The sequence below is a fragment of the Paraburkholderia monticola genome (assembly GCF_001580545.1).
Classification (GTDB): Bacteria; Pseudomonadota; Gammaproteobacteria; order Burkholderiales; family Burkholderiaceae; genus Paraburkholderia; species Paraburkholderia monticola.
In genome coordinates, this window is record NZ_LRBG01000001.1 from 136,240 (window position 1) to 154,842 (window position 18,603).

The following is an 18,603-nucleotide window of genomic DNA, read 5'->3' on the forward strand; positions in this document are numbered from 1 at the left end:
GGGGCAAGAAAGCCGCTCCTTCTCAATATCTATCAGGACTCCTATCCGGGTCAAGTCCTGACGGAATCCGATAGTACCCGACCCGGAACTTTCCTTTCTACTTTCTGGAGTCAATTCATCATGCAAGCCCAATTCGAAACCACCCCGGCAGACACCGCCGAACCGGCTACCGTGCTCGAATCCCACTTCGGTAACGAGCAGCCCATCATGACCGTGCCGTATTCCACCCTGCGGCCGTCACCACTGAATGCGCGCACGAAACCCCTGTCCGGCATTCCCGGCCTCGCTGCCAATATCCGGGCCAAGGGTCTGCTGCAAAACCTCGTCGTCCATGAGATCAAGGGATCGCGCGGAAGGCAGGGCAAATATGGCGTGTGCGCCGGTCAGCGCCGCGAGGCCGCCCTCGACCTCCTGTTCGAACAGAAAGACATCGCCGCCGACTACCCGGTCCCCGTGCGGATCGTCAGTGAAGGTGAAGCCCTCGCCATTTCCCTGATCGAGAATACCGAGCGCGAAGGGCTCGATCCGTTCGACGTGCTGCGCGCATACCGGATGCTGGCCGAGGAAGGGAGAAGCGTCGATTACATCGCCGCGCTCTTTTCCGCCTCGCCACTCACAGTCAAACGGCGCATGAAGCTCGCCAGCGTATCCCCAAAGCTGTTGGCCCTGCTGCGGGAGGGCACGATCACGCTCGACCAGCTTGCCGCAATCGCCCTCGCGGACAACCACGAGACGCAGGAACACATTTGGTTCAATGCGAACGAGTGGCAGCGCCAGCCCAACTATCTGCGGCAGGCGATCACGCGGGCCGAAATCGACGCGAGCCGCAGCCGCCTTGTGCGCTTTATTGGTCTCGACACCTACGAAGCAGCAGGCGGGTATGTACGCCGTGACCTCTTTAGTGACGACGGGAATGCGGGCTACATTGCCGATGCCGAACTGCTGCAGCGGCTCGTCGCACAGAAGCTCGACGTAGCCGCAGAAGAAGTGCGCGCCGAGGGTTGGGGCTGGACAGAAACCCGCGTCGAGCGCGACGTGCTGGAGCTTAACCGCCATGGCAAGCTGCGCCCCATCCAGCGCCCCTTTACGGACGACGAACAGCGCGAGATGGACGCGCTCACCGCGCAGCGGGACGACCTGGCCGGGAAGCTGGAAGCGCTGTCCGAGGACGATGAAAACGCCTATGAGGAAGCCGACCGACTTGATGCCGAAATCGGAAGGGTCAACGCCACGATCGCCGCACTCGAAAGCCGCGCTCTCGTATGGGATACACAGCAGATGGCGGAGGCGGGCGCGTTCGTGATCATCGATCCGCAAGGAAAACTGCTCATCGAGCGCGGTCTCGTGCGGCGCGAGAACAGTGCGGCGCTGGACGCGGCAGGTGCGACTGTCACCGGCACGCCGCAGGCCGAAGCTGCGGACCCGGCAGATGGTCCTGTACCGAGGACCAAACCGCTCCACAGTGCGAAACTCTGCCAGCGACTCACCGCGCACCGCACCGTCGCCATCCATGCCGAAATGGTCGCGCAGCCCGCCGTCGCGCTCGCCGCCCTGTTGCGGCATCTCATTCCGCAAGCGCTGCCCGAGCACTACGGTTACACGTCCGCACCTGACTATCTGGCGTTATCTGGCGACAACAATCAAGACAGCCTGCTGCGCGCGGCGGACGACCTGCCCACCTGCCCCGCATGGAACGCCATCGAGGCACAACGCGCCCGATGGGCCGCAGAGTTGCCCGCGAAACGCGCCGACCTGTTGCCGTGGCTCGCGAAACAGGATCCCGGAACGACGCTGCTCGACCTGCTTGCCTTCTGCACCGGCACCCTGCTCGACGGCATCGTGGGCGAGGAAAAGCCGCAGGCGATCAGCGCGCTCGCGGGCGCGCTGAACCTCGACATGACCCGTTACTGGACGCCGACCCGTGCCACGTATTTCGATCATGTCAGCAAGGCGCGCATCGGGGAAGTCGTGTCCGCAGCCGTTTCGCCAAAGGTTGCCGCCGACCTCGGAAAGATGAAGAAGGCCGACGCTGCTGCCGCAGCCGAACTGCGACTGGCGAAGGTCGCGTGGCTCCCGGAAATCCTCACCGATACCGAAATACCGGGCACGCCGTCATGGGAAGCCCGCGACGACGACGAAGGTGCCGGGGAGGACGAACACGGCCCGGACACCAGCAATGGTTCTGACGAGGCGCAGGACGACGACGAAGGTGCCTCCGAGTCCGGAAGCAATCACAGTGGCATCAACAACACAGCTTGCGATGCGGCCGTGGCTCCCGCCTCAGCCGGTACGCAGCCGCCGTGGCCCTTCCCAACCGCTGCCAGCCTCGCGCACGCTTGATGATGCGCTCGCGTTCATGAAAGGCGACATCAAGGAAGTATGACCCGTGCGGGCAGACGGAAAACCCTCTGCCCGCTCCATATGACTACTGGAGTAGCGGCCTGCCAGCCCACCCGCTGCCGCCGCGAGCAGAATCACGATCAGCGCTCCGACAACCAGTGCGCGGTACGCCTTCACCATCCGTCGCGTTGCCATCTGGTCGACCTTCGCGGCGCGCGCCGCTGCCTCGCTCATCTCCCGCTCAAACAGAGCTACTGCTGCGTCGAGCTGCTGCCGGTGCTCGCGCGCCGCAACGGCTACCGCGCCCACCATCCTGTTTCCCGCGATGCGCGCAATCCGGTCAGCAGCGCGCCCCGCCTGCACAACCAACGCTTGTTCATTCAGTGCCGCGAGCGTCGCGCGATACCTCGCCTCGTGTTCAACGGTCATCCGTTCCGCGAGTTCGATGGTCGCCTTGCAGCGCGCGAGCGCGTCGCGGTGCTGCGCCATCAGCGCGTCCGTTGCCTCACGTGCCTCATCCCGCACTGCGTCCAGATTGCCCCTGCCTGCCTGCTGGATGCGCTCCGGCATCGCCTCGTAAAGCCGAGCATAGTATTCGAGCACAGCCAGCACCGACCAGAGCGCATCATTGTCGCGCAGGTTCAGGGCCGTAGAGACCCGACGCATGCGCAGCAGGCTCGCGTCATCCGGCTTCTCCCCGGTTACGTCGTAAAAGAGCCGGGCGAGTGGATCAACAGGACGTCCGCGCCGCGCCCGCCGCTCAGGCATTGCCCGTCACCACGGCGAACATCGCGTCATAGAGCGCCCGCCAGCGCAGCAGTTCCGCGCGTTGCCCGATGGGCAGCGACTCTGCCGCCTTGCGCACCGACAGACGCTGACTGCGCAGATCGTCCGCCACACGATCCGCGAGTTCCGGAAAGTCGAGCGACTTGCCCTTCGCCTCGACACCCTTGCGGATTTTCGAGTCCTGATACAGCACGAACCTTTCCGGCGCGCCGTAGTGGCCATTGCGCACAACATGTGTAATCGCATCTGGAAACGTCTCCCCGAACTGGCGCAGCAGTTCCAGACTGTCGCGCTGCCGGTTGATCACCCAGAACACGACGAGCCGTCTGCCAAGCTCGCCCAGCGTGCTGGCCAGCGTCGCACCGTAGCGGGCGACGCCATCCTGGTTACGGGCTGCCGTGCTGACCACCACCACTGCGTCGCGATGCTCGTCGCAGTAGTTCACGAAATTGATCCAGCCGTCCGCTTCGTCCAGATCAAACGCGGCGCAATCAAGCTCGCCCTGCACGGCCTTCATCACGTCAGGGTTTGACGTGTCGTTCTCTACCAGCACGGGTTTCACGCCGCGCCGCTGCAGATGATCGACCAGCGCGAGCGCGACGAGGCTCTTGCCAACGCCACCCTTACCGCCGCCCACAAGATAGATGGGATTGACTGTCGTATCCATCGCGACTCCTCTACAGATCGTCGGTGTCGGGCCGGATCGCAAATCCGAGTGCACCCTGCACTGGCCCGGATCGCGGTCTGGCTTCCGTCTTTCCCCCATCCGTGCGAACATGCTTTGTCTGATACGTCGCATCCTGCGCACGCGATTGCGCCGTGAACGTCTTCTCAGCACCAGGCGCGCGCGCACCTGCGGAACGCGCGACACTGCCCGCGCCACTGCCTTTCCCGGTCGAGCGCAGTGCGTAGCGAATCGTCCCAGCCGTGATGTCAAGACCCTGCTGCTGAGCCTGCTCCGCGATCTGACCCAGCGTATAGCCCTTCGCCAGCGCAGTCCGCACGCGCACACGCATGTCCTTCATCGCATCGCGCACCGTCACGCCACGTTCGGTATCCGGCTTCTCTGGCAGCGCATCGAGTGCGCGACCAAACGCCTCCCATTGCGACTTCGTATAGATCTTCGCAACAGGCATCGTTACCCTCCTGAACATAGGCTACGCATCGCTGTGACATCATCGTGCGCACGTCCTGAGCACGCGTCAACACGGCTTTTACGCATGACTTGCCCGCTCAGGAACACACCGGCAGCGAAGGGAATGTAGGAGAACAATGCATTTTTTTGCGTATGTGGTGCGCACGCGACACGCTTCACCGACGCATCTAGGAGCGTCGCGGCAGCGCTTGCCGTTCACTCCGGAGACCATCACCTTGACGCCGGATTCCGGTTTCGGTTGCGTCACAGGTAGGCATGCAGACTGTACACGCCTAGCCGGGAACTGCTCATCGTGTATCGCTCTCGTCTGCGCGTTCGATGCTCGCCCCATAGCGCGCGGCTTGAATCGCACCGTTCACATGCTTTCACTGGTTCCGAGCGTTGCATTGGCTCCCAACACACTCTCTCGTTTTGAATTTTCATGCGCCTCGCGAAGCGCATCGATCAGCACATTTAACCAGCAAACCATTCGCATTTTTGTGAGCGCCCAATGCACGCCAGCGCGCGGACTTCACACATCGGGTTCGTCACTGGTTCGCAGTTTAAGACGCACTGGCTGCGCCCCCCTTAACACATCGTTTTACGCAATGCGTTGACAGAGACACAACCCAACGTCGCATCGTCATCGCAACCACGACGCATGCCATTCTCCACGGCACGATCGGCCGTTTACGCTAACGCAGAAACTTCTGCGCACGGCGTTTACTCTGGACCACAAAAAATGCACAGAAAACAAGGGATGGAATATCAGGGACTTTCGCCCCGGTACTGACATGCGCAAACGGGCGCACCATGTGCCGTCTTCCCCCGAACGAAGAGGTGAACCCATGAACAGCCCCATCACGGTTGGCATCGATCTGGCCAAGGAAGTCTTCGCGATTTGCGTGCTCGACGAACGCGGTGCTGTCCGCGAACGGCGGGTGTTGCGCCGCGCAGCATTCGAGCGCTGGGCCGCGCAGGTATCCGAGGGCACCATTGCGATGGAATCGTGTAGTTCCGCTCATCACTGGGGACGCTGGTTTGCGGCTCGCGGCCATACCGTGCAACTGATCGCGCCTGAATTCGTCGCTCCATTTCGCAAAGGCGGAAAGAACGATGCTGCGGACGCCGAAGCCATCGCCGTGGCGGCCCGCCAACCAACGATGCGGTTCGTCACCGTCAAGACGATCGAGCAGCAGGCCATCCTGAGCTGGCACCGCGCCCGTCTCGGATGGATCGAGGAACGCACCGCGCTGATCAATCGCCTGCGAGGGTTACTCGCCGAATTTGGCATCGCGCTCAGCCGCTCCCGCACGACGTTGCAAGCTGCACTGCCCCGACTCGCCGACGACGAGCGACTACCCGCGCCGATCCGGGCACTCCTGCTGGAAGCGCGCGAGCAATTCGTCGCTCTTGAAGCGCGTGTCACGCGCTGTGATGCCGAAATTGCAGCACATCTTGCTGGCAACGGCCCCGCCCGGCGCCTGCGGGAACTGCTCGGCATCGGACCGCTTACCGCCAGTGCGCTGGTAGCCACTGTTTCGAATGCGTCCAGTTTCAGGAACGGCCGGCAGTTCGGCGCCTGGCTTGGCCTGACGCCCCAGCAACATAGCTCCGGCGGTAAATCCAGACTGGGCAAGGTGACCCGGCACGGTGATGGCTATCTACGCAGCCTGCTGGTACAGGGTGCGCGCAGCGCCCTGCAGTCAGCCTTGCGCTGTCCACCTGACAAGCTCTCCCGCCTTGGGCGCTGGATCGTCGACCTGTTCCACCGCAAGGGCTATCACAAGACGCTCGTCGCGATCGCCAACAAGCACGCCCGCATGTTGTGGGCAATGCTGGCTCACGACGAAGCCTACGATCCGCTCGCCTGGCAGCGCTATCGCGCGCCGGCGGCGACCGTGTAGTACCGGGCACTCCCCCACGCTGCAACGTGCAATAGCAACATGAGGTCAGACCGAACGGGAGCAAACCCCGGCTATCCTGCTGGCCAGCCCCATTCCGCGGCGGTTGATCCCCGTCGCGCAGGCTGCGTCTCGGATGGAATTGGGAGTTCCCGTGCGGCTTCGATATGGTGGCCCGCGCCAGCAGCTCCGGCGTGACAAGGCCGGTTACAGGGATGCAGTCTGCTACCTCTACGGCTAAGCACACGCGCAGCATCTACAACTTCACGGCAAAGGAATCGCAAATCACGCGGACATTAAAAATCAAGTCGTCTACCGTACCGGGCAAACGTCGTGCGCAGAGGTTCACTCCTTCGCGCAAATCCCATGCGTGCCTGCAAAGTCGGCAGGTAGCAGTCCGCGTAAATACGATGAGCGTCGAGCGCGAATGGTACCAACGCGCTGCGCAGAAAAAACGTGTCACACGGACAACAACCCCGCGTATCCGGGGAGCTGAAAGCGCGAATAGATTGCGTAACCCCGTGTGCATCAGAACACAAACGGAGACGATCATCCACGACCCATAAACCGTAGTTGACATACAGCGAAAGTCCTTACAGCAGGATAGGCTATCGCCGGTTTTGGGCGCCATGTGCAATGAACTTCTACCAGTTAAACATGGTTGCGGCCTCAGTAGCCCTGCGCTTGTCAACAACCGCTCTCGCGTCGACCGGGACCCTGTTGCGTGTTTCGGTAGGGTGATTGATCAGATTTACGCGAACATCGAGAACTGGATTCGCGACCGCCGAATAGCTCGCCGTCTGCGGCGGCGTTAAGAGACTGAACGCGGACTACTCCACCAGGCCGGGCATTATATCGTCCAAGACTGCTTGCAAGGAACAGCGTGCGTTAGAGGCGTCGTCGCGGCCTGCCGGTGTCGGCCACTGCGATCATTGCCAGATCGTCATGAGGTGGCTGCTTTGCGGAAAAGCGGGCCTCTAGTGGCGTCGGTCGGGGCCCTTAAGGAAAGCCAAAGGTCGTACTACTTCGAGTCGGGCAACCTCAGCCGATCCGTGCCGGCCGCCCTTGCGACATCTGGCTACTGCGACAACTTCTGTCTGGGGTGTCCATTTAACCGGAATCAAACCGTCGCCAAGCCCGGTTCTGACGAGGGCGCTCGAGACTGGGAGGATGTCCGCGTTTCCGTGGCGGCGTGGGCGGCATGGCCTTGGGACCTATCTTGCGCGTCAGATCCCGGTAGCGCACGGGGTCATCGGCGACGGCGAGTTCCAGGACCCTGTAAAACAGCAGCCCGCGGCTACGTGAAGCCGACGGCGTCCTGCGCTGGCTTTGTAATAGTGTTCTCCACGTTTCAGCCGTTCTTGCAGACGCCGCGTTCGCTTTTTCTACCGCCTCGATGAACATCGCGTTGATTTGGCTACCCCGACTCTCGCACTGGCGTCGGACCTCGCGCGCGACTTCGGCGCCCGTCGACAGAATGATCGTGTGTAAAGGGCGCTTCAGATTGATGACCGGTAACTGGCTTTATGAAGATCCGCAATCTTCTGTGGCGAATCAAAAAGCTTTTGATACTCCGTGTTGAGATAAAGCATTGCTTGATATTTGTCAGATGCGGAGGTAGCCGCATCGACCCCTTACTTGCCCATTGCTTCTGCTGCCACCTTCTCTTCGGCCAGCAACGAAAGCGCCTCGTCCGTCGCCTTCTCTTCCTTCAACGTTTCGGCCAGGAGTTTCGCCGCCCCTGTTTCTCCCAGTTGCCTGGCCAGTGCAATCAACGAACTGTAAGATGCGATTTCATAGTGCTCCACCTTCTGGGCTGCGGCGATCAACGCCGTGTCGAGGACAGGGCCTTTCTCAATCTCTTCGATTTGCTCCTGCCCCTCCTCGACAAGGCCTTCCATCGCGACGCACTTGACGCGCTTGAGCTTCACTTCACTCGTCTCGACGATCTGGTCGATCCGTTGAACCTGGCCCAGCGTCTCTTCGAGGTGTTTCTCGAATGCGGCCCTGAGATCGGGGCTGCTCGACGCGCGTGCCATCTTGGGCAGAGACTTCGTCATCTGTTTTTCGGCGCTATAGATATCCGATAGGGAATGGATAAACAGATCCTTAAGGGTCTTCGTAGGCATGACTGCTCCTTGATTGAATTTCGAAACTGCACCCGGGATGAGTGCAGCGTGATGCGAGTTAATCCAGCATGAATCCGAGGGCGAGACAGAACCGCTTAATCGGCCATGGTCAGGGGAACGTCGTCCATGGACCTGCTGGATTCGATCTTTTTCGTATCTGTATCGGCGCTCATACGAGCAATCGCGTTGGTGATTTCCTCAGTGAGCGCGTAGTGGACCATATGCCCTGCTCCGGGCATCACGGTCAGGTCGCTGCGTGGCAGATCCCGATGCAGCCGGACGGATTGCGCTTCGGGGGCGACGACCTTGTCGCCGTCGCCGGCGAAGATACTCACTGGCATTTTTAGAGTGGCGTAGTGAGCGCAACAATGCGCTGCGGACGGGATCATGAACGCGGCATCCTCTGCCGCTGCCCGGATCTGCATGGGACGTAACAACATTTCACGGGGCACGACATCCAAATACCTGTCGGGCATCGGCGCTGGCGCGAACATGGCCTCCACGCTGCGCCGTAGCATGACGCGACTGGTTAGCGGCGAAACCGTATAACGCAACGCATCGCCTAACACAGGAAGCGCCACCGGCGTCGCCAGCGCGACATCCATGCGGGCCGAAGGATAGTAATAGCCTGAAATTAGCACGAGGCCCCGTACCTCAGTCGGAAATTCTGTTGCCAGGCCGAGTGCGACCAACGTGCCCCACGAATGCCCCACGACGACGGGCTGCTTCACATTGATCTGTACGAGTGCCTGCCGTATGACTGCGGCTTGGGCCTGCGCGGTCCAGAGGCGATCTCGCGGACGCAAGCTGTGTCCGAATCCCGGGCGGTCGAATGCGATCACCCGGTGATGTTCGGCTAACCGGTCTATCAAACCGCAGCCGATGAAATCCTGCAACTGGACTGCGTTCCCGTGCAGCAACACGACAACTGGCCCTTTGCCTTTGTCGATGAAGTGGAGCCGAATACCATCCACTTCGATAAGGCGGCCCAGGGGCGGATTATCGCGTTCGGCTTTGCGTGCCCGATGCAAAACCCACAGCGCGGTGGCTGCACCGGCGATTGCCGTGGCTGCGACCGCTCCGGCCGTGCCGCGAAATAAGCCGGCTTTCTTGAAAGAGGTGGGCATGACGTCCCTTGTAGAAGGTACAGGCAAGAAAGATCAGCATTCCAGAAAATCGGCGCTTGATAAGATTGGAGCGACCGCGTCTCGTGCGGCCGCACTGCTTTACTTCTTCCCTTGAGGTGTAGCCTCGTCGGGTGGAACATCGCCAGGTGACGGCTCACCGGGCATGTCGTCTTCCGGGCCTTCTTCATCCGGATCGATGCTGGGCAGGCCACCCTCTTCCTCATCTTCGATCCGCGCCGCTCCGCCTGTGGCCGGTGCATCGCTTGCAGGAAAGGTGTCTTCGATTGTCTGGTCAATAGCGCCGTCGGGACTTTCGTCCGGTGCGCGTTGCTCAACAGGTGTGTGCGTCATGATTCACTCCTCGTAGGTTTGTGGCTTCTGTATAAGCGCAATCGCTGTGCCGCAAGAGCGCGACAATTTCATTTTTATCCGAGAAGTGCTCGCAACAAGGCAAGTTCAAATCCGACGTGCGACCCCCAGCCCTTCACCCGTATCCTTGAAGACACGATGTGCGCGCGCCGCAACGTATTCCGGTCCCAAGGGCTGCCCACACGTCGCGTACGAGCAGAATGATCACGGCCCACGCTTTTGCGCCGCTTTCGCGCTACAACCCGCAGGAGGGACATGGCTTCATGGCGCGCCAGATTGCCAGGGCCCGCGGGGGCGAGCCCGGCCGGGTGCTGGTAGCGGCTTAACGCGGGCTTGAATGCCAGCTACTCATAAAAGACATTGCTCCGCGTAAAAATAGGCGGAGCTGGAACGATTTCGGCATGGGGGATAGTGGCTTCAAACTGTACTGCGTATTGCGTTTTCAGTCATGCATCTTCCGCGGTGCGCATGAGGTGTGAAGCCGATCCCGCGAAGCCCTTGCTAACGATCACGCGTACTGACGCAGGCACTCCGAGAATTCTCTTAGTGGATTGATACCGCTATGCTCGGCGCGACGACACCATTCCTGTAGCTGTGATCGCAATTGCTCGCGCGACCTGTTCGACCGCTCCCAGATTGCCAACAAGCCATCGTGCAGATCCAGGTAGATGCGCAGCGTCTGGCTACCGTCGAACGTTTCCGCCAATCGCTGCTGACGTCGATGGCTGCATGCACCGACGCAAGCCCCGCCAAGCCATTTTTTTACCGCACGTCGGAGGAGAAATCGTTCGCAGAGACCGATGTGTCTCATACGATCGAGTTCCTGCCGGTATGCGCGTTCGGCCGACCGGGCATAGCGCGCCATCACTTCGTAACGGTTGCGGAGGATGGCTTGAACCGTATCGTCATCGAGCACCGTCTTGCTCTTGACCAGGTGCGGCGTTGGCGCCACCTTCTTCACCTTTGCCAGTCCCAGCGAAGAAAGGATGCAGATGTACATCCATCCAATATCGAATTCGAACCATTTACTCGAGAACCTGGCAGAGGTTGCATAGGTGTGGTGGTTGTTGTGAAATTCCTCGCCGCCTATCAGGATGCCTAATGGAACTACGTTCGTACTCGCATCGGGCGAAGAGAAGTTGCGGTAGCCGAGAAAATGCCCAACGCCGTTGACCACACCGCCAGCCCAGAACGGAATCCACATCATCTGGACGGCCCAGACCGAGACGCCGACTACACCGAATAGCGCTACGTCGATCACCATGAGCAAACTGATGCCGAGATTCGGATACTTCGAATAGACGTTGCGCTCCATCCAGTCGTTCGGCGTGCCGTGGCCGAATTTCCGCAGCGTTTCCTCGTTCTTCGCTTCAGCGCGGTATAGTTCCGCGCCGCCCAGCAATACCGTCCATATCCCACGGACTTGAGGGCTGTGCGGATCCTCATCGGTCTCACATCTCGCGTGGTGTTTGCGATGGATGGCAGCCCACGTTCCCGTCTGCATGCCCGTTGTCATCCACAACCAGAAGCGGAATAAATGGCAGGCAACGGGATGCAACTCAAGCGCCCGATGTGCCTGGCAACGGTGCAGGTAGACCGTGACGCTGACGATCGTGACGTGCGTCAGCAGCAGAGTCGTAAGCAGGATTTGCCACCACGGCAGCGAAAGCAGGCCCTGCGAGAAAAACGTCAACAAGGAAGTAACCAAATGGACCTTCTGTTTGAAGCAACATTGACAGCGGACACCAACGCTCAGCTTGAACCGTCCGGGAACGCAATGGCACTACAACGACACCAGGCAGAGTGTGCGCCCGCCTGTTCCGTGCGTCGGTACGGTTCCGTACCTGTCGACCCCGCGGGCGATACCCACGGCTGGGTGTTGAAAGGAGATCCGCTAAAGAGCCATCACAGGTGGCCGGCTCACGCGAGTTGACCTCGACATCGATTGCCAAACACAGTGAAATATCTCATCGCTCTACATAAGACGCCGCAGAGCCGCTTGCGCCAGTTTGTTAGAGTCGCAATGCCGCCCTTTCCTCCGACCAGTACCCCGCCTTGCCGTAGAACGCGTACAACTTCGCTTCGAAATCGCGCTCCAGCGGAATCCTGTTGTCGTAGTCCGGGCTATCATTGATCACGTCGATTGTCAGTTGTGTCGAAACAGTCGAATCGAGCCAGTCAATAAGAAAGATCCACTCAGTTGCCAACAACACTTCCTTTGACGCCCACCAGCTTTGCGTATCCACGGTGAGATAGCGGATAGTCCAGGTCTCATCGTCGAAAATGAATCCGGACACATGCCCAATGTCGCCATCGGCCGCCTCGACGTGGTAACCATCCACCGCGTCAGTGCTATGCAGATGGCTCGCGCCCGGCGGCTTGTCGCCGAACAACGCGAGTTGCGCTAGCGTCTCCGGTGACACAGGCGATAGCGCCGCACGGCTGAACGCCGGATGGCTGCCCGCGCCCCACACGTCTATGCCGCCCCAATACACGGGGTAACCGTAGTAGCGAAGATACTCGGCTTCGTGTTGACGCGAGACGGGTTCGTCGGTATCGAGAGGAGGGCTGTCGCTCACCTGCTGCCGCGTGAGATCGACGTGGACGCTCAACGACCCCGGATCCATGCGGATGACCGAATAGGGCGAAATCAGTACGCGCCGCCCGTCGATCCAGTTTCCTGTTTTGACCACCAGGTAGCGGATACCCCATGCATCGTGATCGAAGTAGGCCTCTTCGACATTGCCTATTTCGCCATCGCTCGCGGCCACCGTACATCCCTTCAGACTCTCGATACTTCGCAACATGATTCGATGCTCCTGCTATGTGTGGGACGGCATCAATGAATGCACTCACGATTGCCGAACGAAGGATAAATATCCGCTGCGACGACCTTGCCCGTCACAGCGTCTTGAGTCGGGTCACTTTTGTACCGTCCACCGTCGCGCCGGCCATCAGGCCGCCGTTCGTCAGCACGAATGCGTCGATCTGACCGGTTGCCGTGCCCGTATCGACATCGCCATTGGCGCCGATCTTCAATACCGCCACCGATGCATCAGCCCCCGCTGACCAGCCTTCGCTGCTGCGAAACCGATCGAGTGCGCTCGAGGTCATGAACAGAAAGACGATCGCCTTCGATTGCGCGCCGGCTTGCAAGCCAACCGAAGCACTCGCGGTGCTGTAGTACCCCACCGATTTTCCACCGACACGCAGCGCCCCTTCTCCATACTGTCCGCCCAATCCGATACCGGCATTGATAACCGTCGGAAACACGAGCAAGCCGTTCGACTTGCCGACCAGTTCGCGGGCGCCCGGAGCCACGTTATAGAGCCGGGTGAGCGTAGAGTCGACACCGGAGTCGATGGTACGGCGCTTGTCCTTCTGCTCGCCCATCGTGTCAGACCCGGCAGGCGTCGTCGTACAGCTGGATAGCGACAGGCTGGCAGCGATCATCGATCCCGGCACGCCCCAGAGGAATGTTCGTCGGTGCATACCCGTCTCCCTGTTGAACGGATGCGTCCGACGCTACGCGAGAGTCCGTACGGAAGCGGTACGGCAGCGTACAGACACGCCGCTGCGCACTCATTAGGCTCGAGCTTAGCGGCTAACTAACGGTTGGCCGCCAGGTGCAGTCGTGATGGCTCTACTCATGATGGTTCTCATGGGAAAGATGTAAAGCCCAACTCTCCGCTGCCAGTTCACCCAATGGTGACGGACTCGGCAAATCCAAAGGGAAAATATGACCGAATCAACGTGGGGCATTCTGACCGGAATGACGATGATGTTTGCCTTCTCGCTCTACAGGTATCGGCAAAACCTGGCACGAAGGGAGAAAATCCGCGGGCTGAATGAACATCACATGATCGACAGATTGCGCGCGAGGCCAGGTTTGTAGCCACCGGTTCGCAACAAACCGGGACGGCCTCGTCAGGCTGCCCGGCATCTGCAGAAAGAGCGCTCGCGTTTCGCAATATTTGCCCGGCTTTCCTTATGCCGCCGTCGTGATCGGCACAGGCAACACGCCAGCTAGCGATGATCATGAAGAGCCCGGTCCCTTCAACGCTCCGAAGTTTGCCGACGCGCAGAATCGCGAATTTCTGTCACACGTTGGCAACTTTCACCAGCGTGGAATAGGGAAAGCAGCGAGAAAATCACCGGCAGGGGCGCGCTGCTCTGTGGAAGTCGGTACGGTGCCGGACGGATTCCGTGACCGCCGGCGCGTAACATGGAGTGAACGCCGATTCAGCGGGCCACTGTGTGGCCACGAGGCAAGGCATGCGACGGTCGCACGAATCCCGACGTGTCGGCCGCCGCCCACGACAGTGTTCAAGTAGCAATGGAGTGCCAGTCAGAGCAGTGATGAAAGAGCCGGTCCGCGTCCAGGCCGACGGAATGCTCGACGCAGCCTTCAGAAAGCAATCCGGCAAGGACATCCTCGATGGCGAGGTCCTTGCCGTTCTGCTCTAACGCAGCGAGGATCGATGTGTCGCATCATCACTTTGAAGACGATCTCGCTCACCTCGAACGCATAGTCCCGCAACTCGCCGTTAACAGCCCGCTCGGACTCCCTTATTGGCGTGACCGTATTGCAGCGCTGGAAGCAGTTCAGGGATCGCTTCCAAATGGTGCGCGGCGGGTGACGCGTCTACTGATTGCGTTCGAGCGGATCCAAAAACGATCCGCTTGACAGTTACGGCATCCTGCACAGGCGTCGCACGGAAACTTTCGTTGCCACAGACGTTACCATGCGCGCTTGCCAGCATGCTCCGCCATGCGATATTAAAAGGCTGCAAACCGGAGGCGACTGGACCGCAATGATCATTCGGTGAAATATGCACCGGTTGTTGACGAACCTGACTTATGTGCCGAGTGCCCGCGACGGGCCGCAGATGCCTCCGCTGTCTGGACCAATGCGACCATAGTGGGCGTTTCAGACCAGACGTGGCCGCCCGTCAGCTTGTGACGGATCGCCGTGCGCTCGACGATCCCACGTCAACTCAGCGGCAGTAGCGGGCCCGACGCGCTCTACTGTGCCTCAAAACCAACTACACGGTGCCAGAATTCGTCCGCGCGCCCGTCCGGGCAGCCCTCCCGCTGCCACAATGCATACGCGCGCTGGCTGAGGTGATGATCTAGCGCCCGATGCCAGTACAGCGCCGCTCGCCCGTCCGGGCGACCGTCTTGCTCCCATAGAGCATAAGCGCGTTCACGAACCGACTGTTCCAGTCCGTCCTTCGTTTCGGAGCTTCGTTCAAGGTCGTCGCCATAGGAAGTCATCTGCCGGCTCCGGCTGACATGCAGTCGAGCCGTTAAACGTTCGATTTCACTGTCAGGAACCAAACGGCCGTTCGCTGCAGCCTCCAGTGCCTTCGCTTCGTATAGGCTATCGTCGGTTGCATCTCCCATTTCCCCCAGGGTGATGGGGTACGTGTGCAGCACAGCGCCCCGGGCATTCAATACATCAACAAGTCGTTGCATTACAACTCCTTCAATCGTCGTTCGCATCAGATAGGGGCCGACGCTTACAGTTGGGCCACCTTGAGAACGACTGTAGCGATATATTTTGCGTTCCCCGTCGTTTTTTCGATGGCACGAGGAATGAACTCTTTCTCCCTTTTGCCGCTCGGCAAAGGATGTTGCGCCGAGTCGGCTGTCTGAGCGAACATCACGTAATCGTGTGATCTGCACGACCCATTGAGCATTGAACTGATTTTCTGACGGTGTCGCACCGCGCATGTCATCTGTCCACCAAAGCTCGTCAGGAAACCGGCACGTAGGGCACTTGTCCTGCGTGCCGACCCGCAAGTTCGTGTACGGCAGCCAGCGTGATCAGCGCGGAGCGCGTCATATGATGTTCTCTTGCCGCCAGATCGACTTGCTGCAGCAGGGTGCTAAGCAAACTAACCTGAATGCTAGTGGCTTGCGAAGTAACCCGCGCAAGATTGATGTCGACAAACATCCAGATTCCTTCCCCATCGTCCATCTCGAGCGCATGCAATTCCGACGTACTGCACGTCGGAGCGGGTATAAGTTGCTCGCTACGGTCATACGTCAATTCGACTGCCCGCTTCGCATCGAACTTTAGTTCGTCCATTGACTTGCCGTGCGCAACAGCGCGGGGAAAATCGGGAAAACTGGCGCGAAAGCTGGCGTCACCTTCGCGGTGGACATAAAGCGGATATTGCATGATCTGCTCCACTCGAACTGCGGACTGACTGGAATTCGATGTGTCAAAGCCCGCTCGCCTGAACCTTGCCGTCGACGATGTCCTTCCCGTATTGCATCGCAAGGTCGATGGCATCGCCTGCAGTGGTGGGACTCGCTATATCAAACACCGTCGCATAGCGCTGGGCCTTGGCCTCGCTGGGCTGGATCGTGTCGATTCGCACGACGGACGAAAACTGACGCGGACCCTTGGCATACGGGTCACGATGCAGCGGAAATTCCTGGTGAGAGTACGCACGTAGTTCGTGCCCTCTGTATTCAATGGTGGGAATGGTCATGATGACGCGCTCCGTAAGCAGGTGCTGACCGTCATTGAACTCTATCTATCCGGATGCTGAAAAGGGCGGCCAGAGGTACATCTGGATTACTTCACAATGCGCTCAATGGCACTGCAAAGCAAACTAAATCTTGCGGGCGCAAGAATAGATGACAGCGACTTGCCAGCCTCTCGTCGGACGGCGAGACCGTCCGGCAATCTGCTCCTGCAGGGTGTGGTTCTCGTGCTTGAGTACGCAATAACACTGGGCTGACCGTACTATAACGACGGCGGTCGTGACGCCGATCGCTGCATACGTCGTTGCTGCCGCACGGTCCCTGCGACGCTGCCGCAGATCACCAGACCAGCAAGTCGGAGAAGCTGGCCGAAAGCCCTGAACCGTCGATAGCCGCTGCGCACCTGGGCGCTACCAACAAGATTGCACGGCGTCAGGAACAGATCGGGCAAAGCATACGGAACAACGCGCTACTGCACCGGTTATATCGGCGATGTGCGCTCGCGGTCCGTTGCCGCGCCGATGGATTGCGCGGGTGGTTTGAAGCCTGTGTGAGGGGTAGCGGGCAGACCTTCGATCCTCCAACATCGCGCCGCGCATCGGGCACCGGCGAGGTTTCGTCTTTGGATGTCTGTCTATCAACGGTTCATCGGCTATTTCTTCATCAACGTGTGTCGCGGAAGACTGATCGTGAATATGCATCCCACGCCGGGAATATCGCGCACGCTCAGAACGCCGTCATTCAGCTCGACGCTGCGACGTGCTATAGACAGGCCGAGCCCAAGCCCGGATTTATCCACTCCGAACTGCTGGAACGGCAGAAACATCTGTTCTGCCTTGCCTGGCGGGAGACCACCGCCATGATCCTTTACTTCAATAAGAATCTTGTCGGCGACGGCATATGCATTCAGGGTGACGTCAGAGTTTGGTTGAGTAAATTTGAATGCGTTTTGTATGAGATTACCGAGCGCCGAATAAAGAAGGTCGCGGTTGCCGCTAACAGCCAGTTGGAGATCGACTGGCGTTACCACCAGGCCGCACCCGCGTAGCTTTGCGGCCAGATTTGCGGCGTGCTTTGTTTCGTTTATGAAGTCTGCAAGTGAAAACAGCGTCCATTTCGCGCTATCGCCTGAGGGGATGCGAGCGTCTTCGATTGAATGCTCAATAAGTTTCTCCAAGCCCGCCAGGCTCCGCTCCAGGACGGCGCCGGTAGCGCCAAACAGGGGCAAATTTCCGGCTTTTGCCGCGGCGAATGCGAGATTTGCAGTGTGCAGAAAGTTGCGAAGCTCATGGGCGAACGACCCCATGCGCTCGCCTTCTTCCACGGCGTGTTGAGTAGCCATCTTGAAATCTCGCTGATAACTGAACTCAGTGACTGCGTCGGCGATTGCGTTGTCGAGGCAGCGGTTCAGCGTGCGAAACTCGTCGATCGAAAACGGCGCATCGCGTTCGTGTGCCAGGTCGGTAATGGCCTGGCATAGATCTCCATAATCATGGACAACCTGATCGACCGTGTACCCCAACCGTAACAACTCGTGTCCGTGCTGGGCTGCCGCCTCTCCAATGTCCGAACGACCGGCATTCCCTCCCGGCGAGCCTGACACGATGACGCTGTCTGCAGGGCAATCTGTCTGTTCACTTCGCAACGTTTCAATGAGCTGTCCGAGAAACAGCGGCACGCCGTTTTCGAGTTGCACAACAGACGCGCCGCGCGCCGGCCGCTGGGCCACTTTGGTCCTGCAGCGCGATATAAGTCGCGGTTATTTGCCAGAAATGTGTGAAGCATGATGCCTCCCGCACGGGTGCATGAGGAGTGCCGGTTACGGACCCGTGCGGCCGGCCCTCCGACTCACCGACAGACCTGCTCGGACATCAGGTCAGCGACTGATCGCGGCGCAGCCCGGAGGCCCGACGTACGAAAGAATCAGTGCCACTGACCACACGGCCAGCTGCAAACCCAGCATGATGCGTCTGAAGCTGCGCATTCCCTTCTCCACAGGCGCCCGAGGCGCTCTTCATTGAGGCTGCCACCACAGGAGGCCTGTCCTGGAAAGAGGCTGGAGGGCGGTAAGAACGCGTGTCGGGATTTCCCGGCCGTCGTCTCACAGCGATTGCCTGGCCTGGCGTGCGCGCAGTAACGCACCGGAAAAACTGCCCCTCTGTGCGCGCATGCGACGTGCCCGGAAGCTCGCAGCACTCAGTCTGACGATAACGATTGAAGCCTGGCGATTGATGCGGCGCTGATGGGCAATTCCGCACTCTCTCATCATGACTGCCTCCGCACGGCACTCCTCGGTCGCCAAATCGCCCCACGTC

General features: G+C 59.9%; 15 protein-coding genes. 2 read left to right on the forward strand and 13 right to left on the reverse strand.

What is annotated here, in order from left to right; all coding sequences use genetic code 11:
- Positions 1-120 precede the first annotated feature (120 nt).
- Positions 121-2,340, forward strand: coding sequence for a ParB/RepB/Spo0J family partition protein (locus CI15_RS00640; RefSeq protein WP_062123167.1), 2,220 nt, complete (start codon positions 121-123; stop codon positions 2,338-2,340).
- Here the strand turns inward: CI15_RS00640 and CI15_RS00645 are convergent.
- Genes CI15_RS00645 through CI15_RS00655 form a run of 3 tightly spaced genes read right to left on the reverse strand, consistent with a single transcriptional unit; the run spans position 2,281 to position 4,262 of the window.
- Complete coding sequence (locus CI15_RS00645) at positions 2,281-3,108, reverse strand: hypothetical protein (RefSeq protein ID WP_062123169.1); 828 nt, start codon at positions 3,106-3,108, stop codon at positions 2,281-2,283. The genes CI15_RS00640 and CI15_RS00645 overlap by 60 nt on opposite strands.
- Entirely contained in the window at positions 3,101-3,793 is a 693-nt protein-coding gene (locus tag CI15_RS00650; protein ID WP_062123172.1) for a nucleotide-binding protein, read from the reverse strand. The genes CI15_RS00645 and CI15_RS00650 overlap by 8 nt, the downstream gene beginning before the upstream one ends.
- Before the next feature lie 10 nt (positions 3,794-3,803).
- A complete protein-coding gene (locus CI15_RS00655; protein ID WP_062123175.1) occupies positions 3,804-4,262 on the reverse strand; it encodes a hypothetical protein in 459 nt (152 codons plus the stop codon).
- Positions 4,263-5,109: 847 nt separating this feature from the next.
- Between CI15_RS00655 and CI15_RS00660 the strand changes: the two genes are divergently transcribed.
- The gene (locus tag CI15_RS00660; RefSeq protein ID WP_062123178.1) at positions 5,110-6,168 is read left to right on the forward strand and encodes an IS110 family RNA-guided transposase; all 1,059 of its coding nucleotides are present in this window, start codon (positions 5,110-5,112) and stop codon (positions 6,166-6,168) included.
- A 1,631-nt stretch (positions 6,169-7,799) separates the two neighbouring features.
- On the opposite strand, the gene CI15_RS00665 is transcribed toward CI15_RS00660, so the two are convergent.
- From CI15_RS00665 to CI15_RS00710, 10 genes are all read right to left on the reverse strand, one after another.
- Positions 7,800-8,294, reverse strand: coding sequence for a YciE/YciF ferroxidase family protein (locus tag CI15_RS00665; protein ID WP_062123181.1), 495 nt, complete (start codon positions 8,292-8,294; stop codon positions 7,800-7,802).
- Between the two features lie 95 nt (positions 8,295-8,389).
- Complete coding sequence (locus CI15_RS00670) at positions 8,390-9,421, reverse strand: alpha/beta fold hydrolase (protein ID WP_062123184.1); 1,032 nt, start codon at positions 9,419-9,421, stop codon at positions 8,390-8,392.
- Between the two features lie 99 nt (positions 9,422-9,520).
- Positions 9,521-9,772: a hypothetical protein gene (locus CI15_RS00675; protein WP_062123188.1), complete on the reverse strand. Its 252-nt coding sequence runs from the start codon at positions 9,770-9,772 to the stop codon at positions 9,521-9,523.
- Between the two features lie 526 nt (positions 9,773-10,298).
- A complete protein-coding gene (locus CI15_RS00680) occupies positions 10,299-11,498 on the reverse strand; it encodes a DesA family fatty acid desaturase (protein WP_062123191.1) in 1,200 nt (399 codons plus the stop codon).
- A gap of 304 nt (positions 11,499-11,802) precedes the next feature.
- Positions 11,803-12,597: a PRC-barrel domain-containing protein gene (locus tag CI15_RS00685; RefSeq protein WP_062123194.1), complete on the reverse strand. Its 795-nt coding sequence runs from the start codon at positions 12,595-12,597 to the stop codon at positions 11,803-11,805.
- Positions 12,598-12,691: 94 nt separating this feature from the next.
- Positions 12,692-13,282, reverse strand: coding sequence for a BPSL1445 family SYLF domain-containing lipoprotein (locus CI15_RS00690; protein ID WP_062123197.1), 591 nt, complete (start codon positions 13,280-13,282; stop codon positions 12,692-12,694).
- 1,533 nt (positions 13,283-14,815) lie between these two features.
- On the reverse strand, positions 14,816-15,268 hold the full coding sequence (locus CI15_RS00695) for a DUF2934 domain-containing protein (protein WP_241495775.1): 453 nt from the start codon (positions 15,266-15,268) through the stop codon (positions 14,816-14,818).
- A gap of 280 nt (positions 15,269-15,548) precedes the next feature.
- Entirely contained in the window at positions 15,549-15,977 is a 429-nt protein-coding gene (locus CI15_RS00700; RefSeq protein ID WP_062123851.1) for a type II toxin-antitoxin system HicB family antitoxin, read from the reverse strand.
- 43 nt (positions 15,978-16,020) lie between these two features.
- Complete coding sequence (locus tag CI15_RS00705; RefSeq protein ID WP_062123203.1) at positions 16,021-16,293, reverse strand: hypothetical protein; 273 nt, start codon at positions 16,291-16,293, stop codon at positions 16,021-16,023.
- Positions 16,294-16,940: 647 nt separating this feature from the next.
- Positions 16,941-18,017, reverse strand: coding sequence for a sensor histidine kinase (locus CI15_RS00710; protein WP_062123205.1), 1,077 nt, complete (start codon positions 18,015-18,017; stop codon positions 16,941-16,943).
- Positions 18,018-18,603 lie beyond the last annotated feature (586 nt).